This is a genomic window from Rathayibacter rathayi (genome assembly GCF_004011095.1).
GTDB lineage: Bacteria > Actinomycetota > Actinomycetes > Actinomycetales > Microbacteriaceae > Rathayibacter > Rathayibacter rathayi.
Window position 1 is genome coordinate 930,045 of record NZ_CP028129.1, and the last position, 24,145, is coordinate 954,189.

Sequence of the window (24,145 nt, forward strand, 5' to 3'; positions counted from 1 at the left end):
TCATGACATCAACTCAGCGCACCCCCACTCCTCGCTCCCGCCGCCGCGAGCCCGACATCGTTCGGGCGAGCGAGATCCAGGATCTCCTCGCCGCCGTCCCCTCCATCATCGGCATCCGGCCGGAGGAGTCCGTGGTCGTGGTGCCTTTCCTCGGGACGCGCGCCGGCGGCGGCTTCCGCCTCCCCCTCCCGGAGCGAGTGCGCCGGGCCGAGGTCGAAGCTCTGGCGCGCGGCTGTGCGCGCCTGATGGAGACGATGCCGCGCGCGACCGCAGTGCTGGTGGTGGTGTACACCTCCGCGGGGTACGCCGAGGAGCGGGGAATCCCGCAGCTCCAACTCGGGCGGGCTATTCTGCGTCGACTCGAGCGCACGCGGCTCGGCATCGTCGCGGTGGCCTGCGTCGCGGGAGACGGCTGGGGGCGCTACACCGAGCCGGAGGAGTGTCGGCAGCCGCGGCCGCTCCTCGAGATCCAGCGGAGCGAGACGGGGGTCCTCGCTCGGGCGGTCGTCGACGAGCCGCTGGATCTTGGTGCGCTCTCCGCGCTCCCCGCCGTCGATGAGGCCGATCGCGTGCTCGTTGCGCAGGTGCTCGAGAGAGCGCCGCTGCTCGGTGACACGGTCGCGATCGTCGAGCGCTGGCTCACCGGGCCGCCTGACGTGCGCCGCGAGGGGCTGATCGTCCGGATGCTGCAGTGCCCGCCATTGCGGGACGGGGTCACAGTGCAGATCGCCAGCACCGCCGAGATGGGCGCGATGCAGGCGCGTAGCCAAGACCGGCTCGAGAGATTGAGCGCGCAGACCGGGGAGAGCGTGTCCTTGCTCGCCGAACGCGAGTTCCTGGCCGGATCGGGCGATGACCACGACCACGAGATGTCGGTGCTGCTCCTCGGGAGCGGTCGTGCTCCGGAGCGCGAACGGCTGGCGCAGGCGACTCGACTCCTGGCGCGTGCGGCGGCACTCGCCCCGGAGGGCGCGCGGTCGCCGGTGCTCACGGTGCTCGCGTGGTGCTGGTGGGCGCGCGGAGTGTCGAGCCTCGCTGCTCTCCACCTCGCCGAGGCCCTGCGGCTCGACCCCGACAATTCGATGGCCCAGCTCTACGCCTCCCTGTTCGCGACGCGCGCCCTTCCAGACTGGGTTCTGGACGGCGCCGCCGAGGCACTCGACGCGGCGAGCACCTGCCGCGGCGAGCGCCTCAACTGATCGGCACCGCGCTGATCGGCACACGCGCTGATCGGCACACGACCGGCTACGCGAGAAGGCGCTCTTGCCAGGCGCGGTGCTCTCTCCTATCGTTCAACCATATGGTTGTACAAGCGGACCCTGATGTCGACCGGCTCTTCCGGGCGCTGGCAGACGGCACGCGGCGCGACATCGTCGCCCGGGTGCTGGTCGGCGAGCAGTCCGTCTCGGCGCTGGCGACCCGTTACGACATGTCGTTCGCGGCGGTGCAGAAGCATGTGGCCGTCCTTGAGCGGGCGACGCTCGTGCGCAAGCGCCGCAGTGGTCGGGAGCAGCTGGTGCGGGGTGAGGTCGCCGCGGTGCAGCGGGTGTCGCGCCTACTCGACGCTTATGAGCAACTGTGGAGGGGGAGGGTCGACCGCAGGTCAGATTTTCTCAACGAGGAGTGACCACCCGGGAGCCGACCGGCTCGCGGGACGTGCTGGAAGGAGACGCACATGACCGTGCTGCAGTCCATCAAGGACATCGAGAAACTGACCCTGACCATCATTGCCGAGTTCGACGCGGGTAGTGAGCGCGTCTGGCTCCTCTGGACCGACCCGCGCCGGCTTGAGCGCTGGTGGGGGCCGCCGACCTGGCCCGCGGTGTTCGAGCGGCACGAGCCCGTCGAGGGCGGGCGCAGCGCTTACGTGATGACGGGCCCGGACGGCGAGCAGGCGCGCGGCTGGTGGCGCGTGACCCGGGTCGAGGAGCCGAGCCGGTTCGAGTTCGAGGACGGCTTCGCCGACGAGCAGGGCGACCCGGTCGACGCGATGGGCGTGACCCGCGCCACCGTCGTCCTCGACGAGGTCGCGCCGGGGCGCACGCGGATGGTCCTCAGCAGCCGCTTCGAGTCGGTCGAGCAGCTCGAGCAGATGATCCAGATGGGCATGGAGGAGGGGCTCCGCCAGGCGATGAGCCAGATCGACGCGATCCTGCTCGAGGGCTGACGGCTGCGACTACTGCTCGGCCTCGGTGAGGTCGGCAGCGTAGGCCCGGACGGAGCGCTGGTAGCGGGGGAGGGTCGGGGCCAGCACCTCCAGCGCGACTCGTAGGGCCTCGTCCGCCCGCCCTGCGCTGTGCAGGGCGAGCGCGAGGAAGACCTCCCGAGCGGCGCCGACCGCGGGATGCGGCGCGGCGTCCACCAGAAGGGCAATCGCCTCGTCGAGACGGCCGAGGTTTCGGAGCGTGGAGGCGTACTGGATGCTCAGCCGCGCCCGTCGCTCGTCGTCCAGGCCCGCGGACAGCGCGCGCTCGTACTCGATCGCCGCCTCCGCCTGGTGCCCAGCGCTGTCGAGAGCGCCGCCCAGCTCGAATGCGGCGACCCCGTCGTTCCCCGGGTAGCGAGCGGCGAGGACGCGCATCCGCTCGACGACGACGTCCGGATCCGCCTGCGAGTCGAGGCGGTAGACGGCCGCCTGCCAGAGAGCGAGCGCGGCGGGATCAGAGCGGCCGGAGTCTGAGGTGCTGATCTCGGTCACGCCTCCGACTGTACCGCGGGCGCGTGGCCCGGCTCAGCGGCGCTCGCTCCGGATCCGTCCTTGGACTCGGAGGACGCCGAGGCCGCGACGGGAGCGGCGCGACGACCGGCTTCGATCAGCGCGGTCGACGCCGCGGCACCGCCGACGAGCGCGAACAGTGACCAACCGGCGCCCCACTTCTTCTTGCCGATCAGAGCATCGAAGGAGAGCGCGCCCGGTCCGTCCGCGACGATTGCGGCCGTCGCCGCCACCAGGACGCCGTTGTACTCCCAGCCGCCGCTCGTGTTCCACAGGCCGTTACTCCAGTGCACCTTCCGCACCGCGGTCACCATCGTCGCGATCAGGCCGGCAGCGGCGAGCGGAGTTGCGGCACCGAGCGCCAGCGCCGCTCCGCCCGCCGTTTCGGTCACGGCCGCGGCGACCGCGTTCCGCCGAGCCGGGTGCAGCTCCAGGCTCGACATCATCTGCTCGGTGCCGTCCAGGCCCGGGCCGTCGAACGAGCCCCGCAACTTCTGCAGACCGTGTCCGACGAAGAGCCCGCCGACGGCGAGACGGAGAATGAGTGAGCCGACCTTCATGGTGACCTCCGGGAGGGGTGGGGACCTGTAGTGCGAGGTTCGCGGGTCGACAGGTCCCGGTCAAGGGGTCGCGCTCAGAGCACCGTGTAGGCGAAGGCGTCCATCATCACGGTCCCATCGGTGCAGACCTGGAGTTCGGCGGGAGCGCGAACCTCGCCGTCCTCGGCGTCGAGGACCTCGGCGACGAGGGCGGCGGAGGTGCCGACGGTGCAGCCGTACGCGCCGGGCGAGTGCCAGGCGACCCGTACGTCCGCCCGGGCGCCCGGCGCGACCTCGATCAGACCCGGCGGGTTCGGGCCGGAGGCGTCGGCGACCGCGCTGATCCGGGTGCCGCCCGCGTCGGTCGCGTACACGCCCGGGATGCCGGCCAGGGTGCAGGTGCTCGGCGAAGTGTTGGTGAGCACCAGGTCGAAGGCGCTGCTGCCGGCGCCGGACGCGCCGGGATCCGGCCGGTACTCCATCGCCAGGTCGGAGCCCGTGCAGCGAGACGTCGAGGGTGTGGGGGAGGGCTCGGGAGTCGGGGTCACCGCAGCCTGGGGAGCCGCGGCGACGGTGTTCGTGACGGTCGGCGTCGGGAGCGGCGTCTGCACCGCGGACGGCCCGCTGCTGTCCGCGCAGCCGTTGAGCAGCAGGACGAGTGCTGCTGCCGTCGACCCCGGGGAGGCGAGGCGCTGCGAGAACGTGCCCATCTCGGCAGTCTGGCACCGTCCGGAGCAAGTGGACACGGGGTCCTCGATCTCGCTTCGAGAGCACGGCGGTGAGCGGGCGACCCAGAGGGGGATGCCCGCCCACCGCGCCCGGCTAGAGGCGGACGATCATCTTGCCGGTGTTGCCGCCGCGCATCATCGAGAGAAATGCGTCGACCGCGTGGTCGATGCCCTCGACGATGGTCTCGTCGTAGGCGATCTCGCCCTCGGCGAACCAGCCGGACATCAGTCGATTGAACTCCGGCGCGTGGTCGAGGTAGCCCGAGAGGGTGAAGCCGCGCAGGGTGAGACCGCGGGTGATGACGTTCGCCATGTTGTCGGGTCCGGCGGTCTTCTCGGTGCTGTTGTAGCCGGCGATCGCTCCGCAGAGCGCCGCCCGCCCGCCGTCGCGGAAGGCGTCGAGCGCCGCCTCGAGGTGGTCGCCGCCGACGTTGTCGAAGTAGACGTCGATCCCGTCGGGCGCGGCCTCGGCCAGCTGCTCGCGCACGGGGCCGGAGTGGTAGTCGAACGCGGAGTCGTAGCCGTACTTCTCCGTCAGCAGCGCGACCTTCTCGGCCGACCCCGCGGATCCGACGACGCTCGTCGCGCCGAGCAGCCGAGCGATCTGACCAGCGGCCGAGCCCACCGCGCCCGCGGCTCCCGAGACGAAGACGGTATCGCCCTCCTTCATGTGCGCGATCGCGGTCAGCCCGACATAGGCGGTGAGCCCGGTCATGCCAAGGATGCCCAGGCGTAGGGAGAGCGGGACCCCGGGGACGACGCGGAACTGCGACGACTCCGCCTGCACAATGTCGCGCCAGCCGAGCTGATGCAGGACGGCACTACCGACGGGGAAGTCCGGATCGTCGGAGACGGTGACCCGGCCGACGGCGCCGCCGGTCATCGTCTCGCCCAGGGCGAAGGGCGGGGTGTAGCTCTTCACGTCGTTCATCCGGCCGCGCATGTAGGGGTCGACCGAGAGGAAAGCGTTCTCGACGCGGATCTCGCCGGCGGCCGGGTCGCCGTACTCGACGCTCGCGGTGCGGAAGTCCTCGGCGACGGGCCACCCGTCGGGGCGGCGGACGAGCTGGATCTGGGTGCTGATGGCGGAGGACATGGCGCCTTTCATGGTGGTGGAGCGGAGCAGGTCAGAGAGCGAGGCCGACGGCGAGCGCGATCACTGCGAGCAGACCCGGAGTCATCTGGGTCAGAGCGGCACGGCGCTTGGTCGGCGCGGAGAGAAGCAGGACGAGCGCGGCGGCGACCATCGACCCGGTGCCCGCGAACACGAGCGCGGCGCCGACGGCGACAGCCCCGGTCGCGGCGGCGACGATGCCTACCACGGTGACGATCGCGAGGAAGAGGTTGTAAAAGCCCTGGTTGTAGGCCATTTCCTTCGTCGCCTCCGCCTCGCTCGCGGTCGTGCCGAAGGTCGAGCGCGCTCGGGGACTGGTCCAGAGGACCGACTCGAGCACGAAGATGGAGACGTGCAGCGCCGCAGCGAGAGCGGCGAGCACCAGTCCGAGAACGATCACGGTGGGCCTCCGGGAGACATCTGCGGCGCGACGGGCTCGCACCGATTGTGTATCAACCAGTCCACAATATACTGGAGCGAGTGGCCCGCGCCAGTGCGGTACCGCATCCGTCACCGGTCAGGAGGGGCGCCGTGGGTCGCACGCAGGGCTTCGACACCGAGCAGGTCGTCCGCGCCGCCCGCGCCGTCTTCTGGGAGAGCGGCTTCGAGCAGGCGTCGCTCCCCGATCTGGAGTCCGCGACCGGACTGCGCCGCTCCAGCCTCTACCACGCCTTCGGCAGCAAGCGCGGGCTCTTCGATGCAGCGGTGCAAAGCTACCTCGACGAGGTCGTCCGGCCGCGGCTGGCTTCCCTCGTCGATCCCGGCGGAGCGTCACCCACGGCGCTCGCGGACTACTTCGCCGGGCTTCGCGCGGCGCTCGCCGACCCTCGGACACCCTCGGCCCGCAGCGGCTGCCTCCTGCTTAACGCCGCGGGTGCGCCGATCGCCCGCGACGACGCCGTGCGGGAGGTGATCGCGGACTACCGCGCCGAGCTGGTCGAAGCGCTGCGGGCGGGAGCGCTGGCGCGCTGGCCCGGCAGCCCGCAGCGGGCCGCCGGGCAGGCCGAGGTCCTGGTCTCGCTGCTGGTCGCCGCGCTCGTTCTAGCCCGCGTGGATCCGGTGCAGTCCCTCGCAACCGTTGACGCCGCGCTCGCTCTGGTGCGGTCGTCGGGCCAGGGTCCCGCCGCCTCCTGAGCCGCGGGCTCAGTCGGTGCCGGCGTCGAACGCCGCACCCTCCGACGCCAGATCGGTCGCGCGCCCGAGCGCGTCGGCGGCCGTCGAGCCGCCGCCCGCGGTGATCGCGTCGGCCTCGCCGATCTCGAGCTCGCCGACCAGCTCGGCGGTCGCGCCGCCGACCAGGCCGGCTGCCGCGTACTGCTCGAGCCGAGAGCGGGAGTCGGCGATGTCGAGGTTGCGCATCGTGAGCTGGCCGATGCGGTCCTCCGGGCCGAAGGCGGCGTCGCCGACGCGCTCCATCGAGAGCTTGTCGGGGTGGTAGCTCAGCGTCGCTCCGGTGGTGTCGAGGATCGTGTAGTCGTCGCCGCGGCGCAGTCGCAGAGTGACCTCGCCGGACACGGCCGAGCCGACCCAGCGCTGGATCGACTCGCGCAACATCAGCGACTGCGGGTCGAGCCAGCGCCCCTCGTACATGAGGCGACCCAGGCGACGGCCCTCGGAGTGGTACTGGGCCACCGTGTCCTCGTTGTGGATCGCGTTGAGCAGACGCTCGTAGGCGATGTGGAGCAGTGCCATGCCCGGAGCCTCGTAGATGCCGCGGCTCTTGGCCTCGATGATGCGGTTCTCGATCTGGTCCGAAACGCCCAGGCCGTGGCGCCCGCCGATCGCGTTCGCCTCCAGAACCAGCGCGACCGCGTCCGAGAACTCGACGCCGTTCAGTGCCACCGGGCGGCCGGCCTCGAATCGCACCGAGACGACCTCGGAGGCGATCTCGACCTCATCCCGCCAGAACGCGACTCCCATGATCGGCTCGACCAGCTCGAGGCCGCTGGAAAGCTCCTCGAGGCGCTTGGCCTCGTGGGTGGCGCCCCAGATGTTCGCGTCGGTCGAGTACGCCTTCTCGGTGGCGTCGCGGTACGGGAAGCCGCGGGCGACCAGCCACTCCGACATCTCGGTGCGGCCGCCGAGCTCGTTGACGAACTGCACGTCCAGCCACGGCTTGTAGATGCGCAGGCGGGGATTGGCGAGCAGGCCGTAGCGGTAGAACCGCTCGATGTCATTGCCCTTGTAGGTGGAGCCGTCGCCCCAGATGTCGACGCCGTCCTCGCGCATCGCGCGGACCAGGAGGGTGCCCGTGACGGCACGGCCCAGGGGAGTGGTGTTGAAGTAGGTCTTCCCGCCCGAGCGGATGTGGAAAGCGCCGCACTGCACCGCAGTGAGTCCCTCCTCCACCAGGGCACTCTTCGCGTCGACGAGGCGCGAGATCTCGGCGCCGTACTGCGCCGCGCGCGAGGGGACGCTCTCGATGTCGGGCTCGTCGTACTGGCCGATGTCGGCCGTGTACGTGCAGGGCACCGCGCCCTTCTCGCGCATCCAGGCGACAGCGACGGATGTGTCGAGGCCTCCCGAGAATGCGATTCCGACACGCTCGCCCACGGGCAGACTGCTCAACACTTTCGACATGGCTCCGATTTTAGGAGGTTCCGAGCAGCTCTCCGTGCCGGGGCGCCGGTGAGTAGTTCCGCCCACCGGGGATGGAGGGCCTGTCGAGGGCGTGCGATCCTCCGACGGATGCTCGCCCGCCGTCGGAGCCGCTCACTCCCCGCCTCGACGCTCACTCCCCGCCTCGAAAGGGCTACCTGTGCCGCTGCCGCCCTCCCGCCGCCTTGCGGCGATCACTCTCACCTGCCTCCTCGCCTCCGGGGAAGCGACGGTCGTCGCGCCTCTCGCGACAGCGCTGCCCGCCGCCACGGCGTCCTCGGCGTTCGAGCCGGGCTCGTCCTCCCGACCCGCTGCTGCGTCGGACAGCTCGACTCTGAGCGGTGCGCAGACCTACTACAACGCCCTGCTCCCCGGTGAGTACCTGCTCCCCGGCGAGAGCCTCGCCTCCTCGAACGGCGCCTTTACGTTCGAGATGCAGGACGACGGCAACGTTGTCCTCTCCGCTGACTCGGGCGCCCCGGTCTGGAGCACGGGGACCCACGGCAGCCCCGGAGCCACGCTCCTGCTCGACGGCGACGGCCGGCCTGTGGTCTACCGAACCGACTCGAGCATCGCGTGGAGCTCGCGCGACACCCGTCCGGCAGTGCAGGACATTCTCGTCGGCGGGCAGGCGCTGCGGTCGGAGCAGCAGCTCACCTCGAGCGACGGTCGCTCGCGCGCCGAGCTGCGAGCGCGTTTCGAGGCGCTGGGCGTCAGCGAGGACGCACCGGTCGGCGTGTACTGCGGCAGCGGAGTCTCGGCCGACGCCCTGACTCTCGCAGGCTTCGCTCCTGCGCTCTACCCCGGCTCCTGGTCGCAGTGGGCGAACACACCGGGTCGGCCCGTGGCCACCGGACCGAACGCGTAGCACCGCCGCTGCGTCTCGCGGCCCGGATCAGCTCAGGCGGGAGTGCTCGCCGAGGTGGTGCCAGGTGCGGTTGTGGTAGACGAGCGGAGCCGTCGACTCGGAGTTCTCGGGCACCTGCGCCTCGAGGGCGTGCACGGCGACAATCGTCGACGAGCCGGCCTCCATGCGGTTGATCACCGTGCCGCGGATCCACGCGGCCGCGCCCGGGAAGAAGGGTTCGCCCGTGGGCAGCCGCGACCAGAGCGAGGTGTCGGCGAAGCGGTCGATCCCGCTGGTGGAGCCCAGGCGGGCCAAGTCGAGCTGTTCCGCTCCGAGCAGGTGCACGACCAGCGTCTCGGACGCCTGGATCGCGGGCGAGCTGGACGAGGCGGAGGAGAGCGAGAAGACAAACAGCGGCGGCTCAGCGCTGACCGAGAACACGGAGGTCGCGGTCAGGGCGACGGGGCCTGTTCCGGGGTCGGCGGTGATCAGCGCGACACCGGCGGCGTGGTTGCGAAACGCCAGTTTGAACTCTTCCGGCGAGAGCCCGGCGAAGGTGTGGTGCTCCGGTTCGCCGGCCGGAGTGGCGGCCAGATTCTCACGGCTCATCAGAGACTCCTGATCGATCGAGGGTGCGGCACGGGACGTGGCCCGCCGTCGCGCCGCGGTACGGCCCCTCCAGCCTGACGTACCGGCCGGGGAGGACGCCTCCCATTGCGGAGTATGACGCGGCGTCCTCCGCGTCCTCCGTCCCGCCCCGTCCCGCCGCCCTCCGCTGTGGGAACCGCGCGATGTGCAGGGGCCGTCCACCGTGCAGGGGTACGTGCGATGTGCAGGGGTACGTCCGATGTGCAGGGGTACGTCCGATTCGCAGGGGTACGTCCGATGTGCAGGGGTAAGTCCGATTCGCAGGACATGCTTCCCAGAGATCGATCTCCGCCGCGATGTCGAGTGGACGACGTACGGATCCCCTGCAAATGGAACGGTCCCCTGCAGATGGAATACCCTCCTGCGAATCGCACGTCCTCCTGCACATCGCGCACCCCGCGCTCGCCCTCAGCGCAACCCGTCGCCCCCGCTCCTCCCCGCGCGCAGACTCGAGAACATGGCACACCGTCAGCGCACCTCCAGCCAGCACCCCGAGAGCAAGACCTGCGTCTCCTGTGGCCGCGAGATCGAGTGGCGCGCGAAGTGGGCGCGCGACTGGGAGGAGGTGCGCTACTGCTCCGACGCCTGCCGCCGACGCGGGGTCGGCCCGGAGGAGGCGCGACTCGAGGACGAGATCCGTACCGTCCTGCTCGCGCGGGCTCCGTCCTCGACGGCGTGTCCGTCGGAAGTCGCGCGCCGCGTCGGCGGAGAACAGTGGCGACCACTGATGGAGCCGGTTCGCCGGGCCGCGCGCCGCCTCGTCGACCGGGGCGAGATCGAGATCGTGCAGAGCGGCCAGCCGGTCGATCCGTCGCGCGCCAAAGGTCCCATCCGGCTGCGGAGGCGCCCGGGCGGCCCCCTGTCGCCCGACGGCGCCGCGGGCTAGCCTCAGCAGATGCCCAGCAGCGACGCCGTCGTCCTCACCGTCCCCGGACCCGACGGCGATCGGGAGGTGCGGATCTCGAGCCCCGGGCGCGTGCTCTTCCCCGAGCCGGGCATCACCAAGCGCGAGCTCGCGGAGTACCTCATCGCGGTGGGCGACGCATTTGTCGCCGCCAATGGGAGCCGCCCCGTCTCACTGCAGCGCTTCTCCTCCGGGATCGAGGGCGAGCAGTTCTTCTCGAAGAACCCGCCCAAGGGCGCACCGGAGTACGTGCGCTCCGTCCCGGTGACCTATCCGAGCGGACGTGTGCACCCGCAGCTCGTGATTGATGAGCCCGCCGCCGCCGTGTGGGCTGCCCAGATGAACACCGTCGTCTTCCACCCCTGGGCCTCCCCGGCCGACACCCCCGACCTCCCCGATCAGCTGCGGATCGACCTCGACCCGCAGCCCGGCACCGACGTCGCCGACGCGGTCGTTGCCGCGCATGCGCTGCGCGGGGTCCTGCGCGAGGCCGGCCTCGAAGCGTTCGTGAAGACGTCCGGCAACCGCGGCCTGCATGTGTTCGCGCCGATCGTCGCCGAGCGCGAGTTCCTCGACGTGCGGCATGGTGTCATCGCCGCCGCGCGCGAGCTTGAGCGGCGGATGCCCGAGCGGGTCACGACGGCGTGGTGGAAGGAGGAGCGCGGCGAGCGCATCTTTGTCGACTTCAACCAGGCTAATCGCGACCGCACGATTGCCGGGGCCTACAGCCCCCGCCCGCTCCCGCACGCGCCCGTCTCGACTCCGCTCGACTGGGAGGAGCTGGACGGTGTCGATCCGCGCGCCTTCACGATCCGCACGGTCCCGGCGCGAGTGGCCGAGCGCGGCGACCCTTGGGAGCGGATGCACGAGGCGACCGGCCGGCTCGACGCCCTGCTCGGCTGGTGGGAGCGGGACGTCGCCGCGGGCCTGGGCGAACTGCCGTTCCCGCCGGACTTCCCCAAGATGCCGGGGGAGCCACCGCGCGTGCAGCCCAGCCGCGCGAAGAAGGCCTAAGCGAGCACGTCGCCGAGGTCGTACGCGGTCGGCTGCTCCAGCTGCTCCATCGTGCAGGACGACGCATCGCGCTCGGGCCGCCAGCGTTCGAACTGCACAGTGTGCCGAAAGCGGTCACCCTCGCGCTGGTCGTAGCGCACCTCGAGCACCAGCTCGGGCCGCAGGCGCACGAAGGAGGTATCGCGTCCGCTGGAGAACCGGCTCCGCTCGCCGTCGCCGCGCACCGGCTCGCCCTCCGCGTCGCGCTCTACCGCGGGCGCGAGCTCGTCGAGCAGGTGCACCCGCCGCTCGTCGCTGAACGCGGAGGCGCCGCCAACCTGACGCACCTCGCCGTCGTCGCCGCGCAGCCCGAGCAGGATCGAGCCCACTCCTGGCTTCGAGGTGTGCTCGCGGTAGCCGATCGCGATCACATCGGCCGTGCGGTGGTGCTTGACCTTCAGCATCGTGCGCTTGCCCGGGGCGTAGGGCGCGGCGAGGGGTTTGGCCACCACGCCGTCCAGTCCCGCGCCCTCGAAGCGCTTCAGCCAGTCCCGCGCCAGGTCCTCGTCGGCCGTGGTGCGGCCCAGGTGCAGCGGATGCGGGATCTCGGCCAGCAGCGCCGCGAGCGCCTTCCGCCGCACCGAGTACGGCTCCTCGAGCAGGCTGCGCCCGTCCGCCGCGAGCAGGTCGAAGGCGACGAGCATCGCCGGAGTCGCCTCCGCCAGCATCCTCACGCGGCTGACGGCGGGGTGGATGCGCTGGGAGAGCAGGTCCCAATCGAGCCGCTGCGCCCCTGGCGCTCCGGTCGCCAGCACGATCTCGCCGTCGAGGACGCAATCGTCGGGGAGGAGCCGGAGGAACGCCTCGACCAGCTCGGGGAAATACCGCGTTAGCGGCTTGGAGCCGCGGCTGCCGATCTCGCACTCCCCGCCCGAGACCGAGACGATCGCACGGAAGCCGTCCCACTTGGGCTCGTAGGAGTACCCGCCCTCGACCGCGTCCTGCGCGGGCACCTGCGGCACCGCCTGGGCGAGCATCGGAGCGATCGGGAGCGCGAAGGGCAGGGCCATGCCCCGATCATCCCGGCCCGCGTCGCGTCGCGCACCCCCCTTCCGGGAGGCTGTGCGCGGGTCCATTCGCAGCCGCCTCAGCGGTTCGAGGCGTAGCGTCTTGGGCATGAGCATTGACTGGAAGCGCTGGACGCCTGTCGTCGTGGTCCCCGCGGTCGTCGTCGCCGCGGCCGTCGCCCTCCCCCTCTCCGCGAGTGCCGCGGGAGATCTCCCCGAGAAGTCGGCCGCCGACCTCCTCGCCTTCGTCGCCGAGAGCGATACCACCGCTTTCTCCGGCGAGGTCCAGCAGAGTTCCAACCTCGGGCTGCCCGACCTCTCCGCCCTCGGCGGCTCGGTCGGTGCGACGTCGGGTTCGGCCGACCCGATCGGCGCCCTCGTCGAGCTGGCGACCGGATCGCATCAGGCGCGGGTCTACGTCGACTCCGAGCGGGGTGCGCGCCTGCAGGTGCTGGATCGACTGGCCGAGCGCGACGTCATCGCCTCGAAGACGGACGGCGTCTGGGTCTACGACTCGAGTGCGAACACCGCGACGCACCACTCCCCGCCCGGCGGAGCGGTCCACGCGGGCTCTCCGGGTGGCCAGGTCGTCACCCCGTCCTCGGTCGCCGAGCAGTTGCTCGCCGCGATCGACCCGACGACCGCGGTGGCCGTCGGATCCGACGTCCGGGTCGCCGGTCGCGACGCCTACGAACTTGTGCTCACTCCGCGCGACAGCGGCACACTGGTCGGCTCCGTCAGTGTTTCCGTGGACGGCCAGACCGGTCTCCCGCTCGGCGTGACCGTGACGGCCAGCGGCGGTACCGCCCCCGCCTTTAGCCTCGCCTACACAAGCATCGACTTCTCGACGCCCGACGCCTCCCTCTTCACGTTCACGCCCCCGGCGGGCGCTCGGGTGACCGAGAATGCCGCGTCGGCCGACGACGCTGCCGACGGCCCCGCTGCCGACACCCCCGCTGCCGACACCCCGACGCCAGGCGCCCTCGACGCCGCGACCGACTCCGACGTCACGACCACCGGCTCCGGCTGGGGCACCGTCGTCGAGCTGCCGGCGGGCGGCACCGACGGGCTCGCTTCTCTCGATGCGATCACCACTCCGGTCGATGGTGGCCGAGTCCTCTCCTCCGCCCTGCTGAGCGTCCTGATCACCGATGACGGTCGCGTGCTCGCGGGCGCCGTACCGGTCGAGACGGTGCGCGACGCGGCTGCCGCTCGGTGACGACGGGCGAACTCGCGGTCGAGACGCGGGGCCTCACCAAGCGATTCGGGCGTCAGGAGGCGGTCTCGCAACTCGACCTCGCCGTGCCCCGCGGCGCCGTGTTCGGCTTCCTCGGCCCCAACGGCTCGGGCAAGACGACGACCATCCGGATGCTGCTCGCCCTGGCCGCGCCGACAGAGGGCAGCATCACCCTCCTCGGTTCGGCGATGCCCCGGCGGGCCAGCGACGTGCTGCCCCGAGTGGGTGCGCTGGTCGAGGGCCCGGCCTTTTACCCGTTCCTCTCCGGAGCCGCGAATCTGCGCCGTTTCGATGCCGCGGAGGCGGGCACGTCGCCCCGTACCCGCAACGCCCGAGCCCAGGAGGCCCTGGCCCGCGTGGGCCTCTCGGCCGCTGCACGCAAGAAGGTCGGTTCCTACTCACTCGGAATGAAGCAGCGGCTTGGCATCGCCGTCGCTCTGCTCTCGCCCCGCGACCTGATCGTGCTCGACGAACCCACGAACGGACTCGACCCGCAGGGGACCCGTGAGGTTCGCGCCCTGGTGCGCGGGCTCAACCAGGACGGCACGACGGTCCTCGTCTCGAGTCATCTGCTCGCCGAGATCGAGCAGCTCTGCACCCACGCCGCCGTCATGCGCACCGGACGCCTGGTAGCGCAGGGCGGCCTCGACGAGCTGCGGGGCGATGCCGCCGCCGTCGAACTCCTGACTCCCGATCGCGAACGCGCCCTGGTCACCCTTCGCGCCCGCGGGCTGGAGCCGCGCACCGCACCGGGGCCGCACCCGGCCGATCCGCCGCTCGTGGTCGCCGCTCTGCCGCCGGGGCTCGCGGGCGAGACTCTCGTCGCCGACCTGGTGCAGGCCGACGTCCGGGTCCGCGGCTTCGCGGTCCGTCGGCCCTCGCTCGAGGAGCGCTTCGTCGAACTGACTGGGGAGGGCTTCGATGTCGAGCACTGACACCGCTGTCCGCCGCGGCGGGATCGGCTCGCTCCTCGCCTCTGAGCTGGCCCTGCTCTTTCGTCGTCGCCGCACCTGGGCGCTGCTCGCGGCCCTGGCTGCCCTCCCGATCCTGCTCGCCGTCGCGGTGCGGCTCTCGGGCGAAGACACCGACGGCCCGTCCTTCGTCGGCGCGATCGGTGGCAACGGACTCTTCACCGGGCTCGCGGCGATCACGGTCGCCGTCCCGCTCTTTCTTCCGCTCACCGTCGGAGTCGTCGCCGGCGATGCGATCGCGGGGGAGGCATCGCTGGGCACCCTGCGCTACCTCCTGGTCAGCCCCGCCGGCCGCGTGCGGCTGCTCGCGGTCAAGTTCATCGCCTGTGTTGCTTTCTGCCTGGCAGCTGCGCTGACGGTGATGGTGGTGGGTGTGCTGATCGGCCTGGCGCTCTTCCCGGTCGGACCGGTGACCCTGCTCTCGGGCACGACCGTCCCGCTCACCGATGCGATCGGGCGAGCCCTGGCAATCGCGGTGTACGCGGCGCTCTCGCTGGTCGGGCTCGCGGCGGTCGGCCTCTTCATCTCCACGCTCACCGACATGCCGGTCGGCGCGATGGCGGCCACGGTCGTCATCTCGATCGCGGCGCAGATCGTCGGGTCGCTCTCGCAGCTCCGGGTCCTGCACCCGTTCCTGCTGACGGACCACTGGTTCGATTTCGCCGACCTACTGCGCGACCCGATCGCCTGGGGCTCCTTCGGCGAGAACGCGCTGCTTCAGCTGGCTTACGTCGCCGTCTTCGGCTCGCTCGCCGTCGGGCGCTTCACCACCCGCGACGTCCTGTCCTGACCCTCGGCAACGACGCGACCCTCGGCAACGTCCTGACCCTCGGCAACGACGTGACCCTCGGCACTGACTGAGGCCGCCCTCCCGCGCTGCGGAGGGGCGGCCTGCGTCGCCGTGCGGGTCAGCCGCGTGCAGGTCAGCCCTGTGGAGTGATCCCGAAGCGGACGGAGCCACCCTCATCCACCTGCGCGTCGAGCACCTTGTCGCCGAGCGCGACGGAGGCGGCGGCGTCGAGGAAGATACGGGCTCCGTCCTGCTCGACGACAGCGTCCGTCGGCTCGGGGGCCGCGGCGACCGCTACCGCGAAGTTGCTGGCGTCGAGGTCGGTGCCGCTGATGCGCAGTCCGCCTTCGACGGGGCTCTGGGTCTGGCTGGTGATGGTCGTGACGACGGTGCTGGCATTGTCGGTGAGCGTGAGCATCGGGTCGTTCCTTCCGTTCGTGGTCGATGAGGGGGCAACGTTGCCGAGATGCGGCGAGACCCTCAAGGCGCCGCAGCGGATGTGGAGGGGATGCACACCTGGGCGGCCCGGGCAGGCCCAGGGCACTCCCTGCCACACTGGCCGGATGCACCCAGCCGACTCCTGCCCCTGCGGAAGCCGCCGCCACTACGCCGACTGCTGTCGCCCTGCCCACCTCGGCGAGGAGCCCTCGCCGACGGCGGAGCGCCTGATGCGCAGCCGCTACAGCGCGAACGTCCTCGGCAGCGCCCCCTACCTGCTCGCGAGCTGGCACCCCACAACCCGGCCCCGCCGCATCGACCTCGATCCCGACGTCCGCTGGCGCCGGCTCCAGATCGTCGACACCTCGTTCGGCCGAGAGAGCGACGAGGAGGGCCTGGTCGAGTTCCGCGCCTCCTATCGCTCGCCCGCTGGCCCCGGCCTCGTGCACGAGCGCAGCCGCTTCCTGCGCGAGGACGGTCGCTGGCTCTACGTCGATGGCGAGATGCTCGGCGGCGAGGCCTGATCCGCCCGAGCCGTCCTACTCTGGAGGCATGGTCAAGGACTTCCGCCGGGCGGAGGATGTGTCGCGCTACGAGCTGCACCTCGACGGCGCTCTGGTGGGCGTGCTCGACTATCGCGAGGCGCCGGGCAGCGTCGCTCTCGTCCGCTCCTTCACCACTCCGCCCTTCCGCGGCCGGGGGCTCGCGGGAGAGTTGGTCGCCTTCGCTGTCGATGACATCGAGGCGGCAGGCGGCAGAAGCGTCGTGCCGATGTGCTGGTACGTCGGCCAGTGGTTCGAGCAGCATCCCGAGAAGGTGCACCTGCTCGCTCCCGCCTGATCCGCCCCGCCTGCCTCGCCCCGCTCACACGCGAACGGCGGGCTCCACTCCGGCGAGATCCGGACCCAGGCCGATGTCGACCAGGCGCAGGCGGCCGGCGTAGGAGTCGCCAGGAGGCAGCAGTAGCCCGGCCTTGACCGCACCGAAGGTCACCGTCATGTCCGCGCGCAGCACGGTCGGATCGGGGACGGACCCGTCGTCTGGATGGATGCCGCTGGGCAGATCGACCGCGACGATCATCGGGCGCTCGGGCCGCCCCTGCAGAGCCGCGAGCACGGCCTCGACGACCGCGCGGGAGCGGCCCCGCAGCCCGGGCTCGGTGGCGCCGATGCCGAGGATCCCGTCCACCAGGACGTCTGCACGCGCCACCGCCGCGGCGAGGGCTCGGGAGTCCTCGTCCGCGACCTGCCCGCAGCCCTCGTCGAGCGCGACGGCGAGCCCGCGCCGGTGCACTCGCTCGGCGGCGAGCACGAGGATGACGTCGATCCCGGAGGAGGAGAGCTCGGCGGCCGCGTAGAGCGCGTCTCCGCCGTTGTCGCCCGGTCCTACCAGGACAAGCACGGAGCCGGGCCGGGAGCGGTCGCGGCGCCCGGCGAGCACGATCCGCAGCTCGCGAGCGAGTCCGTCCGCGGCGCGCTGCATCAGTGGCTCGCGTCGGGCCAGGTGCGGCGCCTCTGCGGCTCGTACCTGTGCGGATGTGTATCCCTCGACCATGCGTCTTACTGTGCGCGCGGAGCCGCGCAACTGCAACCGTGTCAGCTCTGCTGCACCGCGCGGTCAGACTCCTCGACGATGGCCCGCATCGCCGCCTCCGCCGTGTCCGCGTCCCCGAGGCGACCGCCGCCGCGACCGCCCGGTGCAGCCGCACCGCCGTGGAATCGGCCTCGCGCGGCATCAGCGCGTTCCGCGTGCGGCCGGCCAGTACCTCGGCGACCAGATCGCCTAGCTGCGCCAGCATGCGGTTGCCGGAGGCGGCCAGAAGGGAGCGGTGGAAGGTGGTGTCGGCGGCGAGGTAGGCGGACTGGTCGGCCGCGCGGGAGTGCGTCGAGAGCGAGTCACCCGCCTCCGTCAGCGCCCTCCGCTGCTGGGGGGTCGCGTTTGCCGCTGCGAGCCGTGCGGCGAGCGGCTCCACCCCGAGCCGCAGCTCGCTGAGCTGGTGCAGCTGGCGACGTCGATCCGGCCCGTCCAGGCCCCAGGCGACGACCCGGGTGTCGAGGGCGTTCCAGCACTCCGGAGGCTGCACGCGCGTGCCGGTGCGGCGGCGGGAGGTCACCAGCCCCAGGGTCTCGAGCACGCGCACGGCCTCGCGCATGACCGAGCGCGAGACTCCACGACGCTCGGCCCGCTCGTCGGCGCTGAAGGTGGTGCCGGGGGCGAGTTCGCCGTGCACGATCTGCGCACCGAGCTCATCGAGCATGACCTGGTGCAGCGAGGGTGTCGGCTCGGGCATGCGGTCATCCTGCCATCACGGAGGTCGCGCCCCGGCCGATCTTCGGGCATGATCGGGATCAACGCAGGTTATGTCGGACAAAAGCCGACCGCTGGCCATCGGCTCGATCAAGGACGCTCATGACACCGACCCTCCTCACCGCTCTCCGCGCCGCCGCCGAGGACGGATCCGCCACCACCGCCGGGCAGGGGCAGTTGATCCTCGCCGCCGTGATCGGCATCGCCGTGATCGTCGTGCTGATCACCTGGCTGAAGCTGCACCCGTTCGTCTCGCTCCTGGTCGGCGCCCTGACCACGGGTCTGATCGCCGGTCTCGCCGCGGCGGACACGGTGGCCGGCTTCGCGCTCGGCTTCGGCACCACAATGGGCGGGGTCGGCATTCTGATCGGCCTCGGCGCGATGTACGGCAAGCTGCTCGCCGATTCGGGCGGTGCGGACCGCATCGTGGACACGCTGATCTCCCGCTCGAGCACCCGGGCACTGCCCTGGATGATGGGCTTTGTCGGAGCACTGATCGGCCTGCCGATGTTCTTCGAGGTCGGCCTCGTGCTGTTGATCCCCGTGGTGATCCTGGTCGCGCGCCGCAGCGGACTGTCGCTGATGACGGTCGCCATTCCCACGCTCGCCGGCCTCTCGGTCATGCACGGGCTCGTCCCGCCGCACCCCGGCCCCCTCGTCGCGATCGACGCGCTCGGCGCGAACCTCGGCGTGACCCTCGCATTCGGCGTCCTGGTCGCGATCCCCACCGTCGTCGTCGCGGGACCGCTCTTCGGCCGTCTCGCGGCACGCTGGGCGCCGGTCGAGACGCCGCCGCTGTTCGGCGAGGGCGCCGGCGAGACGCGCGAGCACCGTCCGGGCTTCGCGGCGGCCGTCGCGAGCATCCTGCTGCCGGTCATTCTGATGCTCGGCAAGGCGATCGCCGACATCGCCGCCCCCGGCTCCACCGTCGCCTGGAAGGGTGCCCTCGACTTCCTCGGCACGCCGACCATCGCGCTGGGGATCGCCCTCCTGGCCGGCCTCGTCCTCCTCGGCCGCGGCGGCCGAATGGACCGCACCGAGCTGCAGGCCTCGCTCTCGAGCTCGCTGCCGCCGATCGCCGGCATCCTGCTGATCGTCGGCGCGGGCGGCGGGTTCAAGCAGGTCCTCGTCGATACGGGGATCGGCGGAGTCGTCGCCCAGCTCGCCGAGGGCAGCGGCGCCTCGGCTCTGCTGCTTGCCTGGCTCGTCGCCGTCGTGATCCGCGTAGCCACCGGCTCGGCGACCGTCGCAACCGTGACCGCCGCGGGGATCCTCCAGCCGCTGACCGAGAGCATGGACGGGCCGATGGTGGCCCTCATGGTGCTCGCGATCGGCGCGGGCTCGGTGTTCCTGTCGCACGTCAACGACGCCGGGTTCTGGCTGGTGAAGGAGTACCTCGGGCTCAGCATCGGCCAGACGCTGAAGACCTGGACCGTGATGGAGTGCCTGGTCTCCGTGACCGGGCTCGCCGGGGTCCTCCTGATCGGTCTCTTCGTAGGAGGTATCTGATGACCGCTCTGCCCACCGTCCCCGTCCGCGCCGTCGTCGTGATGGGCGTCTCCGGCAGCGGCAAGTCGACCGTCGCGTCGCTGCTGTCCGCCCGCCTGGGCTGGGAGTTCCTCGAGGGCGACGACCTGCACCCGCAGGCCAACGTCGACAAGATGCACGCGGGGATCCCGCTCACCGACGAGGACCGTGCACCGTGGCTGGCCGAGATCGCGCGCGTCCTCGAGCAGCGGATCGCGGCGGGGGCCTCGGTCGTCGTGACCTGTTCCGCCCTGCGCCGGCGCTACCGCGACGTCCTGCGCCGCAACGATCTTGTCTTCGCGCACCTCGCCGGTTCGCGCGACCGGATCGCCGCACGCCTCGCCTCCCGCGTCGGCCACTTCATGCCCACCACCCTGCTCGACTCGCAATTCGAGGCGCTGGAACCCCTCGGCGACGACGAGTTCCACGTCACGGTCGATGTGGGCGGCGCTCCAGAGGAGGAGGTCGCCGCGATCCTCGAGCGGCTCGCTCTCGCGGGCGCTTAGCCGAGCAGTGTCGCCGTGGGCGTCGCCGGCAGGTCGAAGGCCGCCGCGACGGCCGCGTTCGTCACCTGAGCGTCGTGCGTGCTCAGACCCCGGGCGAGCGCGGGATCGGCGGCCAGGGCGGCCCGCCAGCCGCGGTCGGCGAGCGCTATCGCGTAGGGGAGCGTCGCATTGGTCAGCGCGCGCGTCGAGGTCTCGGGCACGGCACCGGGCATGTTCGCCACGCAGTAGTAAACGCTGTGGTGCACGGGGAACACCGGGTCGTCGTGCGTGGTTGGACGTGAGCCCTCGAAGCAGCCGCCCTGATCTATCGCGATGTCAACCAGCACCGAGCCGGGCTTCATCGAGGCGACCATCTCGTCCGTCACCAGCTTGGGCGCCTTCGCGCCGGGGATGAGGACTGAGCCGATCACGAGGTCGGCGTCGGCGAGTTGCGCCGCGATCTCGTAGGCGGAGGAGGCGCGGGTCTGGATCGCGCCGTGGAACCGGTTCTCCAGCTGGGCCAGGCGGGGGAGCGAGAGGTCGACGATGGTGACGTCGGCGCCCATTCCGAGGGCGTTTGCCGCCGCGTGCTCGCCGGCCGTGCCGCCGCCGATCACCACGACCTTCGCCTTCGGGGTGCCGGGGACGCCGCCGAGCAGTGTGCCGCGCCCGCCGACGGCGCTCATCAGGTGGTAGGCACCAACGGTGATCGAGAGGCGACCGGCCACCTCGCTCATCGGCGAGAGCAGCGGCAGCCGACGGTCGTCGAGCTGCACGGTCTCGTAGGCGATGGCGGTCGTCCCGGCGGCGAGTAGCGCGTCGGTGCAGGGCCGGGAGGCGGCGAGGTGGAGGTAGGTGAAGAGCACCTGGTCGCGGCGCATCCGCGGGTACTCGGCCTCGATCGGTTCCTTGACCTTCAGGATCAGCTCGGACTCGCTCCAGACCTCGTCCGCGCCGTCGACGAGCCGGGCACCCGCGTCGCGGAAGTCGTCGTCCGAGACGCGCGAGCCGACGCCCGCTCCGGCCTCGACCAGCACGTCGTGGCCGCGGCGCACCAACTCGTGCACGCCGGCCGGAGTGACGGCGACCCGGTTCTCGTTGTTCTTGATCTCGGTGGGGATTCCGACGCGCACGGCGGCTCCTTCGTTGCGGCCCGCGGGGCGGGCGGTGGGCGCCGATCCTGCGCCGGCTCTGCCCCCATCGTGCGAAGATCGTGCCCGAGGCGGAGGAATTCCGCAGGATCAATCAGAAGTCGCGGTATCAGCCGAAGGTTCAGCGGCGGAGCGGGGGAGCGGGCACATGGCACCGAAGGATCTGCACGACCTCGACGACCTCGATCCGATCGACCGCACACTGGTGCGCCTGCTCCGGGCCGACGCGCGCATCCCCAACAGCCGACTCGCCGAGCGCGCCGGGATAGCTCCATCGACCTGCGTCGCGCGGGTGCGTGGCCTGGTCGAGCGCGGCGTGATCACCGGATTCACGGTCGACCTCGACCCGGCCGCGCTCGGACTCACCCTGCAGGCGTTGATCAGCGTCAGCATCCGCGTCGGTCAGCGGCAGGCGATCACCCGGTTCGCCGAAGAGATCCGCGCCCTGCCCGAGGTGGTGCAGCTGTTCTTCCTCGGCGGCTCGGAAGACTTCATCATCCACGTCGCCGTACGCGACTCGAACGATGTGCGGGACTTCGTGGTCTCGAACCTCTCGGCGCACCCGGCGGTTGCCTCGACGCGGACGAGCCTGGTCTTCGATCACCACCTCAAGGGACCGGCGGTTCCGGAGTAGTCCCGGTCAGTGCGCGCCGGGGTTCACGTCTCCGCCACCGCGCTGGGTCAGGCCCGGAATGCGCTTCGCGAGCCCCGGGATCGCCTCCTCCGAGATCGAGATTCTGGTGTCGCGCAGGCGCTGGCGCAGCAGTGTCTCGACGTTCTCCTCCGGTCGCAACTCGGCGTCGCCGGCGACCTGCAGCAGCACGCCGCGCAGCTTCTCGTCGAGCTGCGCGTCCTCGCTGCCGTGCTGGATCGGGTGGTCCTGGGATGCGTTCGTCATCTCCCCATGCTGGCACCGGCCGGCGGCTCCGACCGACTCGATCCGAGGGAATAGACCTTAATCGCCGGAGGTTGCAGAACTCCATGAGTATGCATGAAGTTAAGTTCGGCGTCGACACGTTCGGCGACGTCACCGCCGACCCCGACGGCGCTCCGCTGCCGTACGGCCAGGTCCTGCGAGACGTGGTCGAGGAGGGGGTCCTCGCGGACCGGGTCGGCGTCGACTTCTTCGGCATCGGCGAGCACCACCGCGCCGACTTCGCCGTGAGTGCACCGGACGTCGTGCTCGCCGCCATCGCCGCCCGCACCGAGCGGATCCACCTCGGCTCCGCGGTGACGGTGCTCTCCTCCGACGACCCGGTGCGGGTCTATCAGCGTTTCGCCACCCTCGACGGCCTCTCCGGCGGTCGCGCCGAGGTGATCCTCGGCCGCGGCTCCTTCACCGAGTCGTTTCCGCTCTTCGGCTACGACCTGGCGCAGTACGAGGTGCTCTTCGAGGAAAAGCTTGACCTCTTCCACGCCCTGCTGCAGGGCGGTCCGGTGACCTGGCAGGGTAGGACCCGCCCCACGCTCACCGAGCAGAGCGTCTACCCGACGCCGGACAGCGGCACGCTCCGCACCTGGATCGGCGTCGGCGGCAGTCCGGAGTCCGTCGTGCGCGCCGCCCGCTACGGCTTCCCGCTCGTCCTGGCGATCATCGGCGGCTCACCCGCCCGTTTCCGCCCCTACGTCGACCTCTTCGGCCGTGCGCTCGACCAGCTCGAGCAGCCCCGCTTGCCCGTCGCCGTGCACTCGCCCGGCTTCGTCGCCGACACCGACGAGGAGGCGCGCGAGCTCTACTTCCCCCATCACAAGGCGATGATGGACGCCATCGGCCGCGAGCGCGGCTGGTCTCCGATGACCCGTGAGCGCTTCGAGGAGGAGGCCGGGCCCGACGGAGCCATCCACCTCGGTTCGCCCGAGACGGTCGCGCAGAAGATCGCGCGAACGGTGACCGCGCTGGGCATCGACCGCTTCGACCTCAAGTACAGCGCAGGAACGCTCCCGCACCCGGCGATCATGCACGCCATCGAGCTCTACGGCACCCAGGTGATCCCGCGGGTCCGCGAGCTGCTCGCCCGCTGATCACCCGGCCGACGTCGATACACTCGGAACCTCGCCGCCCCGACCCTCCCGGAAGCACATGCCCGACAGCCACGCCGCCCGCACCCCCTACGAGGTGCTGGGCGTCGCCGCCACCGCGTCCGACGACGACCTCCGCCGTGCCTACCGCCTGCGGCTGCGGGAGACCCATCCGGACACCGGGGGCGACGCCGCGTCCTTCCATGCCGTGCAGCTCGCGTGGGAGCGGATCGGCAGCGCCTCGGCTCGAAGCGACTACGACCGCGGCGCTCCCGCTCCCGGAGCGTCCTCCCCGCACTCGCCCTACACGGGCTCGCCCCGCCCGCCGACCGCCTCGGCAGTGCGGGCGCGCTCGTACGGTCACCCTGGAGGTGCGGCGCGCGAGTACTACCTGCGCCTGGTCCGCGAGTGGCTGGGACGCGGAGTCGAGACCGACGACCCCTTCGACCCGGCGATCGTCCGCTCCGCCCCGCGCGAGGTCCGCTCCTGGCTCGCCAAGGCGCAGGCCGAGGAGGCGACGGCCGCGCTGGTCGGTGCCCTCGGCATCGCCTACACGATCTGGAACGACGTCGCGGTGGGCGACGGCGGCCTCAAGATCGACCACCTCGTGCTCGGCCCGGCCGGTCTGCTCGCCCTCACCTCCGCGGACTGGGGCGACCCGGTGCGGCTGCGCAAGGGCGAACTCGAGGGCCCCGGGATTGCCGAGGATGAGAAGCCGATCGCGTCGCTCGCCAAGGCTGCGCGGCGACTCGGCCGCGAGTTGGGCGTCCGCTTTTCGGCGAGCGTCGTGGTCGTCCCGGACGATGCGCTGGAGCAGCCGTTCGAGCAGGTCGAACGCGGCCGGCATCAGGGCGCCGTCGTCATCCGCCGCTCGCTGCTGCCGCAGCTGTTGCGCTCCGGCACCGACGATCCGCGCCTGGGCGGCTACGGGGAGTCGTTCGAGGTGCGCACCCGCGTGCAGAACCGCATCCGCTTCGTCTGACCCCGCGCTAGCCTCCGCTCGCGACTCGGGCAAGGGGTTAACGCGCATCCCGCCGTCCGCCCAGCATGGGACGTGCCCCCGGGC

At 71.5% G+C, this 24,145-nt stretch carries 29 protein-coding genes and 1 pseudogene; 17 read left to right on the top strand and 13 right to left on the bottom strand.

Going from position 1 to position 24,145, the window contains the following annotated elements:
* Positions 1-2 precede the first annotated feature (2 nt).
* The 3 genes from C1O28_RS04585 (at position 3) to C1O28_RS04595 (ending at position 2,167) form a co-directional block, all read left to right on the top strand.
* Complete coding sequence (locus tag C1O28_RS04585; RefSeq protein WP_097166949.1) at positions 3-1,199, top strand: DUF4192 family protein; 1,197 nt, start codon at positions 3-5, stop codon at positions 1,197-1,199.
* Positions 1,200-1,300: 101 nt separating this feature from the next.
* On the top strand, positions 1,301-1,627 hold the full coding sequence (locus C1O28_RS04590; protein ID WP_097166950.1) for an ArsR/SmtB family transcription factor: 327 nt from the start codon (positions 1,301-1,303) through the stop codon (positions 1,625-1,627).
* Between the two features lie 48 nt (positions 1,628-1,675).
* Positions 1,676-2,167 carry an SRPBCC family protein gene (locus C1O28_RS04595; RefSeq protein WP_097166951.1) on the top strand — a complete coding sequence of 164 codons (492 nt, stop codon included), beginning with the start codon at positions 1,676-1,678 and terminating at the stop codon, positions 2,165-2,167.
* Positions 2,168-2,176: 9 nt separating this feature from the next.
* On the opposite strand, the gene C1O28_RS04600 is transcribed toward C1O28_RS04595, so the two are convergent.
* The 5 genes from C1O28_RS04600 to C1O28_RS04620 all read right to left on the bottom strand — a co-directional run bounded on the left by C1O28_RS04600 (position 2,177) and on the right by C1O28_RS04620 (position 5,497).
* A complete protein-coding gene (locus tag C1O28_RS04600; protein ID WP_243392076.1) occupies positions 2,177-2,698 on the bottom strand; it encodes a tetratricopeptide repeat protein in 522 nt (173 codons plus the stop codon).
* Positions 2,695-3,276, bottom strand: a complete 582-nt coding sequence (locus tag C1O28_RS04605; protein WP_097166952.1) for a DoxX family protein — start codon at positions 3,274-3,276, stop codon at positions 2,695-2,697. The genes C1O28_RS04600 and C1O28_RS04605 overlap by 4 nt, the downstream gene beginning before the upstream one ends.
* A 74-nt stretch (positions 3,277-3,350) precedes the next feature.
* A complete protein-coding gene (locus C1O28_RS04610; protein WP_097166953.1) occupies positions 3,351-3,965 on the bottom strand; it encodes a DUF4232 domain-containing protein in 615 nt (204 codons plus the stop codon).
* Positions 3,966-4,077: 112 nt separating this feature from the next.
* Positions 4,078-5,079: an NADP-dependent oxidoreductase gene (locus tag C1O28_RS04615; RefSeq protein ID WP_097166954.1), complete on the bottom strand. Its 1,002-nt coding sequence runs from the start codon at positions 5,077-5,079 to the stop codon at positions 4,078-4,080.
* A 31-nt stretch (positions 5,080-5,110) separates the two neighbouring features.
* Complete coding sequence (locus tag C1O28_RS04620; RefSeq protein ID WP_097166955.1) at positions 5,111-5,497, bottom strand: DUF1304 domain-containing protein; 387 nt, start codon at positions 5,495-5,497, stop codon at positions 5,111-5,113.
* Between the two features lie 131 nt (positions 5,498-5,628).
* Between C1O28_RS04620 and C1O28_RS04625 the strand changes: the two genes are divergently transcribed.
* Entirely contained in the window at positions 5,629-6,231 is a 603-nt protein-coding gene (locus C1O28_RS04625) for a TetR/AcrR family transcriptional regulator (protein ID WP_097166956.1), read from the top strand.
* A 9-nt stretch (positions 6,232-6,240) separates the two neighbouring features.
* Here C1O28_RS04625 and argG read toward each other — a convergent pair whose 3' ends face one another.
* Positions 6,241-7,677 (bottom strand): argininosuccinate synthase, encoded by a 1,437-nt coding sequence (argG, locus tag C1O28_RS04630; RefSeq protein WP_097166957.1) that lies wholly within the window; start codon positions 7,675-7,677, stop codon positions 6,241-6,243.
* 178 nt (positions 7,678-7,855) lie between these two features.
* Here argG and C1O28_RS15585 point away from each other — a divergent pair, with 178 nt between their 5' ends.
* Entirely contained in the window at positions 7,856-8,563 is a 708-nt protein-coding gene (locus C1O28_RS15585) for a hypothetical protein (RefSeq protein WP_243392077.1), read from the top strand.
* Between the two features lie 27 nt (positions 8,564-8,590).
* Here C1O28_RS15585 and C1O28_RS04640 read toward each other — a convergent pair whose 3' ends face one another.
* Positions 8,591-9,151, bottom strand: coding sequence for a flavin reductase family protein (locus tag C1O28_RS04640; protein ID WP_097166958.1), 561 nt, complete (start codon positions 9,149-9,151; stop codon positions 8,591-8,593).
* A gap of 496 nt (positions 9,152-9,647) precedes the next feature.
* Here C1O28_RS04640 and C1O28_RS04645 point away from each other — a divergent pair, with 496 nt between their 5' ends.
* A complete protein-coding gene (locus tag C1O28_RS04645; RefSeq protein WP_097166959.1) occupies positions 9,648-10,076 on the top strand; it encodes a DUF2256 and DUF3253 domain-containing protein in 429 nt (142 codons plus the stop codon).
* A gap of 9 nt (positions 10,077-10,085) precedes the next feature.
* The gene (gene ligD / locus C1O28_RS04650) at positions 10,086-11,108 is read left to right on the top strand and encodes a non-homologous end-joining DNA ligase (protein WP_181024640.1); all 1,023 of its coding nucleotides are present in this window, start codon (positions 10,086-10,088) and stop codon (positions 11,106-11,108) included.
* Here the strand turns inward: ligD and C1O28_RS04655 are convergent.
* The gene (locus tag C1O28_RS04655) at positions 11,105-12,157 is read right to left on the bottom strand and encodes an ATP-dependent DNA ligase (protein ID WP_097166960.1); all 1,053 of its coding nucleotides are present in this window, start codon (positions 12,155-12,157) and stop codon (positions 11,105-11,107) included. The two genes, ligD and C1O28_RS04655, sit on opposite strands and share 4 nt — an antisense overlap.
* Positions 12,158-12,263: 106 nt before the next feature.
* On the opposite strand from C1O28_RS04655, the gene C1O28_RS04660 reads away from it, so the two are divergent.
* Genes C1O28_RS04660 through C1O28_RS04670 form a run of 3 tightly spaced genes read left to right on the top strand, consistent with a single transcriptional unit; the run spans position 12,264 to position 15,152 of the window.
* The gene (locus C1O28_RS04660; RefSeq protein WP_097166961.1) at positions 12,264-13,373 is read left to right on the top strand and encodes a LolA family protein; all 1,110 of its coding nucleotides are present in this window, start codon (positions 12,264-12,266) and stop codon (positions 13,371-13,373) included.
* Positions 13,370-14,326 (top strand): ABC transporter ATP-binding protein, encoded by a 957-nt coding sequence (locus C1O28_RS04665; protein ID WP_097166962.1) that lies wholly within the window; start codon positions 13,370-13,372, stop codon positions 14,324-14,326. The genes C1O28_RS04660 and C1O28_RS04665 overlap by 4 nt, the downstream gene beginning before the upstream one ends.
* Positions 14,313-15,152 (top strand): ABC transporter permease, encoded by an 840-nt coding sequence (locus tag C1O28_RS04670; protein ID WP_097166963.1) that lies wholly within the window; start codon positions 14,313-14,315, stop codon positions 15,150-15,152. The genes C1O28_RS04665 and C1O28_RS04670 overlap by 14 nt, the downstream gene beginning before the upstream one ends.
* Positions 15,153-15,285: 133 nt before the next feature.
* On the opposite strand, the gene C1O28_RS04675 is transcribed toward C1O28_RS04670, so the two are convergent.
* Positions 15,286-15,570 carry a Fe-S cluster assembly protein HesB gene (locus C1O28_RS04675; RefSeq protein WP_097166964.1) on the bottom strand — a complete coding sequence of 95 codons (285 nt, stop codon included), beginning with the start codon at positions 15,568-15,570 and terminating at the stop codon, positions 15,286-15,288.
* A gap of 145 nt (positions 15,571-15,715) precedes the next feature.
* Between C1O28_RS04675 and C1O28_RS04680 the strand changes: the two genes are divergently transcribed.
* Together C1O28_RS04680 and C1O28_RS04685 are read left to right on the top strand one after the other, a co-directional pair.
* Complete coding sequence (locus C1O28_RS04680) at positions 15,716-16,114, top strand: YchJ family protein (protein ID WP_097166965.1); 399 nt, start codon at positions 15,716-15,718, stop codon at positions 16,112-16,114.
* A 28-nt stretch (positions 16,115-16,142) separates the two neighbouring features.
* Positions 16,143-16,430 (top strand): GNAT family N-acetyltransferase, encoded by a 288-nt coding sequence (locus C1O28_RS04685; RefSeq protein WP_097166966.1) that lies wholly within the window; start codon positions 16,143-16,145, stop codon positions 16,428-16,430.
* A 24-nt stretch (positions 16,431-16,454) separates the two neighbouring features.
* Here C1O28_RS04685 and C1O28_RS04690 read toward each other — a convergent pair whose 3' ends face one another.
* Both C1O28_RS04690 and C1O28_RS04695 read right to left on the bottom strand, forming a co-directional pair.
* Entirely contained in the window at positions 16,455-17,072 is a 618-nt protein-coding gene (locus tag C1O28_RS04690) for an NAD(P)H-hydrate epimerase (protein WP_244210510.1), read from the bottom strand.
* A gap of 238 nt (positions 17,073-17,310) precedes the next feature.
* Positions 17,311-17,880, bottom strand: a pseudogene (locus tag C1O28_RS04695) (FadR/GntR family transcriptional regulator); the annotation flags it as partial.
* 119 nt (positions 17,881-17,999) lie between these two features.
* Here C1O28_RS04695 and C1O28_RS04700 point away from each other — a divergent pair.
* Positions 18,000-19,406, top strand: a complete 1,407-nt coding sequence (locus tag C1O28_RS04700; RefSeq protein ID WP_097166969.1) for a GntP family permease — start codon at positions 18,000-18,002, stop codon at positions 19,404-19,406.
* Entirely contained in the window at positions 19,406-19,930 is a 525-nt protein-coding gene (locus tag C1O28_RS04705; protein ID WP_097166970.1) for a gluconokinase, read from the top strand. The genes C1O28_RS04700 and C1O28_RS04705 overlap by 1 nt, the downstream gene beginning before the upstream one ends.
* On the opposite strand, the gene ald is transcribed toward C1O28_RS04705, so the two are convergent.
* Positions 19,927-21,042 (bottom strand): alanine dehydrogenase, encoded by a 1,116-nt coding sequence (gene ald, locus C1O28_RS04710; RefSeq protein WP_097166971.1) that lies wholly within the window; start codon positions 21,040-21,042, stop codon positions 19,927-19,929. The two genes, C1O28_RS04705 and ald, sit on opposite strands and share 4 nt — an antisense overlap.
* A gap of 166 nt (positions 21,043-21,208) precedes the next feature.
* Between ald and C1O28_RS04715 the strand changes: the two genes are divergently transcribed.
* Positions 21,209-21,694, top strand: coding sequence for an Lrp/AsnC family transcriptional regulator (locus tag C1O28_RS04715; RefSeq protein WP_097166972.1), 486 nt, complete (start codon positions 21,209-21,211; stop codon positions 21,692-21,694).
* 6 nt (positions 21,695-21,700) lie between these two features.
* On the opposite strand, the gene C1O28_RS04720 is transcribed toward C1O28_RS04715, so the two are convergent.
* Entirely contained in the window at positions 21,701-21,958 is a 258-nt protein-coding gene (locus tag C1O28_RS04720; RefSeq protein WP_097166973.1) for a hypothetical protein, read from the bottom strand.
* Between the two features lie 89 nt (positions 21,959-22,047).
* Between C1O28_RS04720 and C1O28_RS04725 the strand changes: the two genes are divergently transcribed.
* Complete coding sequence (locus C1O28_RS04725) at positions 22,048-23,082, top strand: LLM class flavin-dependent oxidoreductase (RefSeq protein WP_097166974.1); 1,035 nt, start codon at positions 22,048-22,050, stop codon at positions 23,080-23,082.
* A gap of 58 nt (positions 23,083-23,140) precedes the next feature.
* Positions 23,141-24,061 (top strand): J domain-containing protein, encoded by a 921-nt coding sequence (locus tag C1O28_RS04730; protein WP_097166975.1) that lies wholly within the window; start codon positions 23,141-23,143, stop codon positions 24,059-24,061.
* The last annotated feature ends 84 nt before the right edge of the window (positions 24,062-24,145 follow it).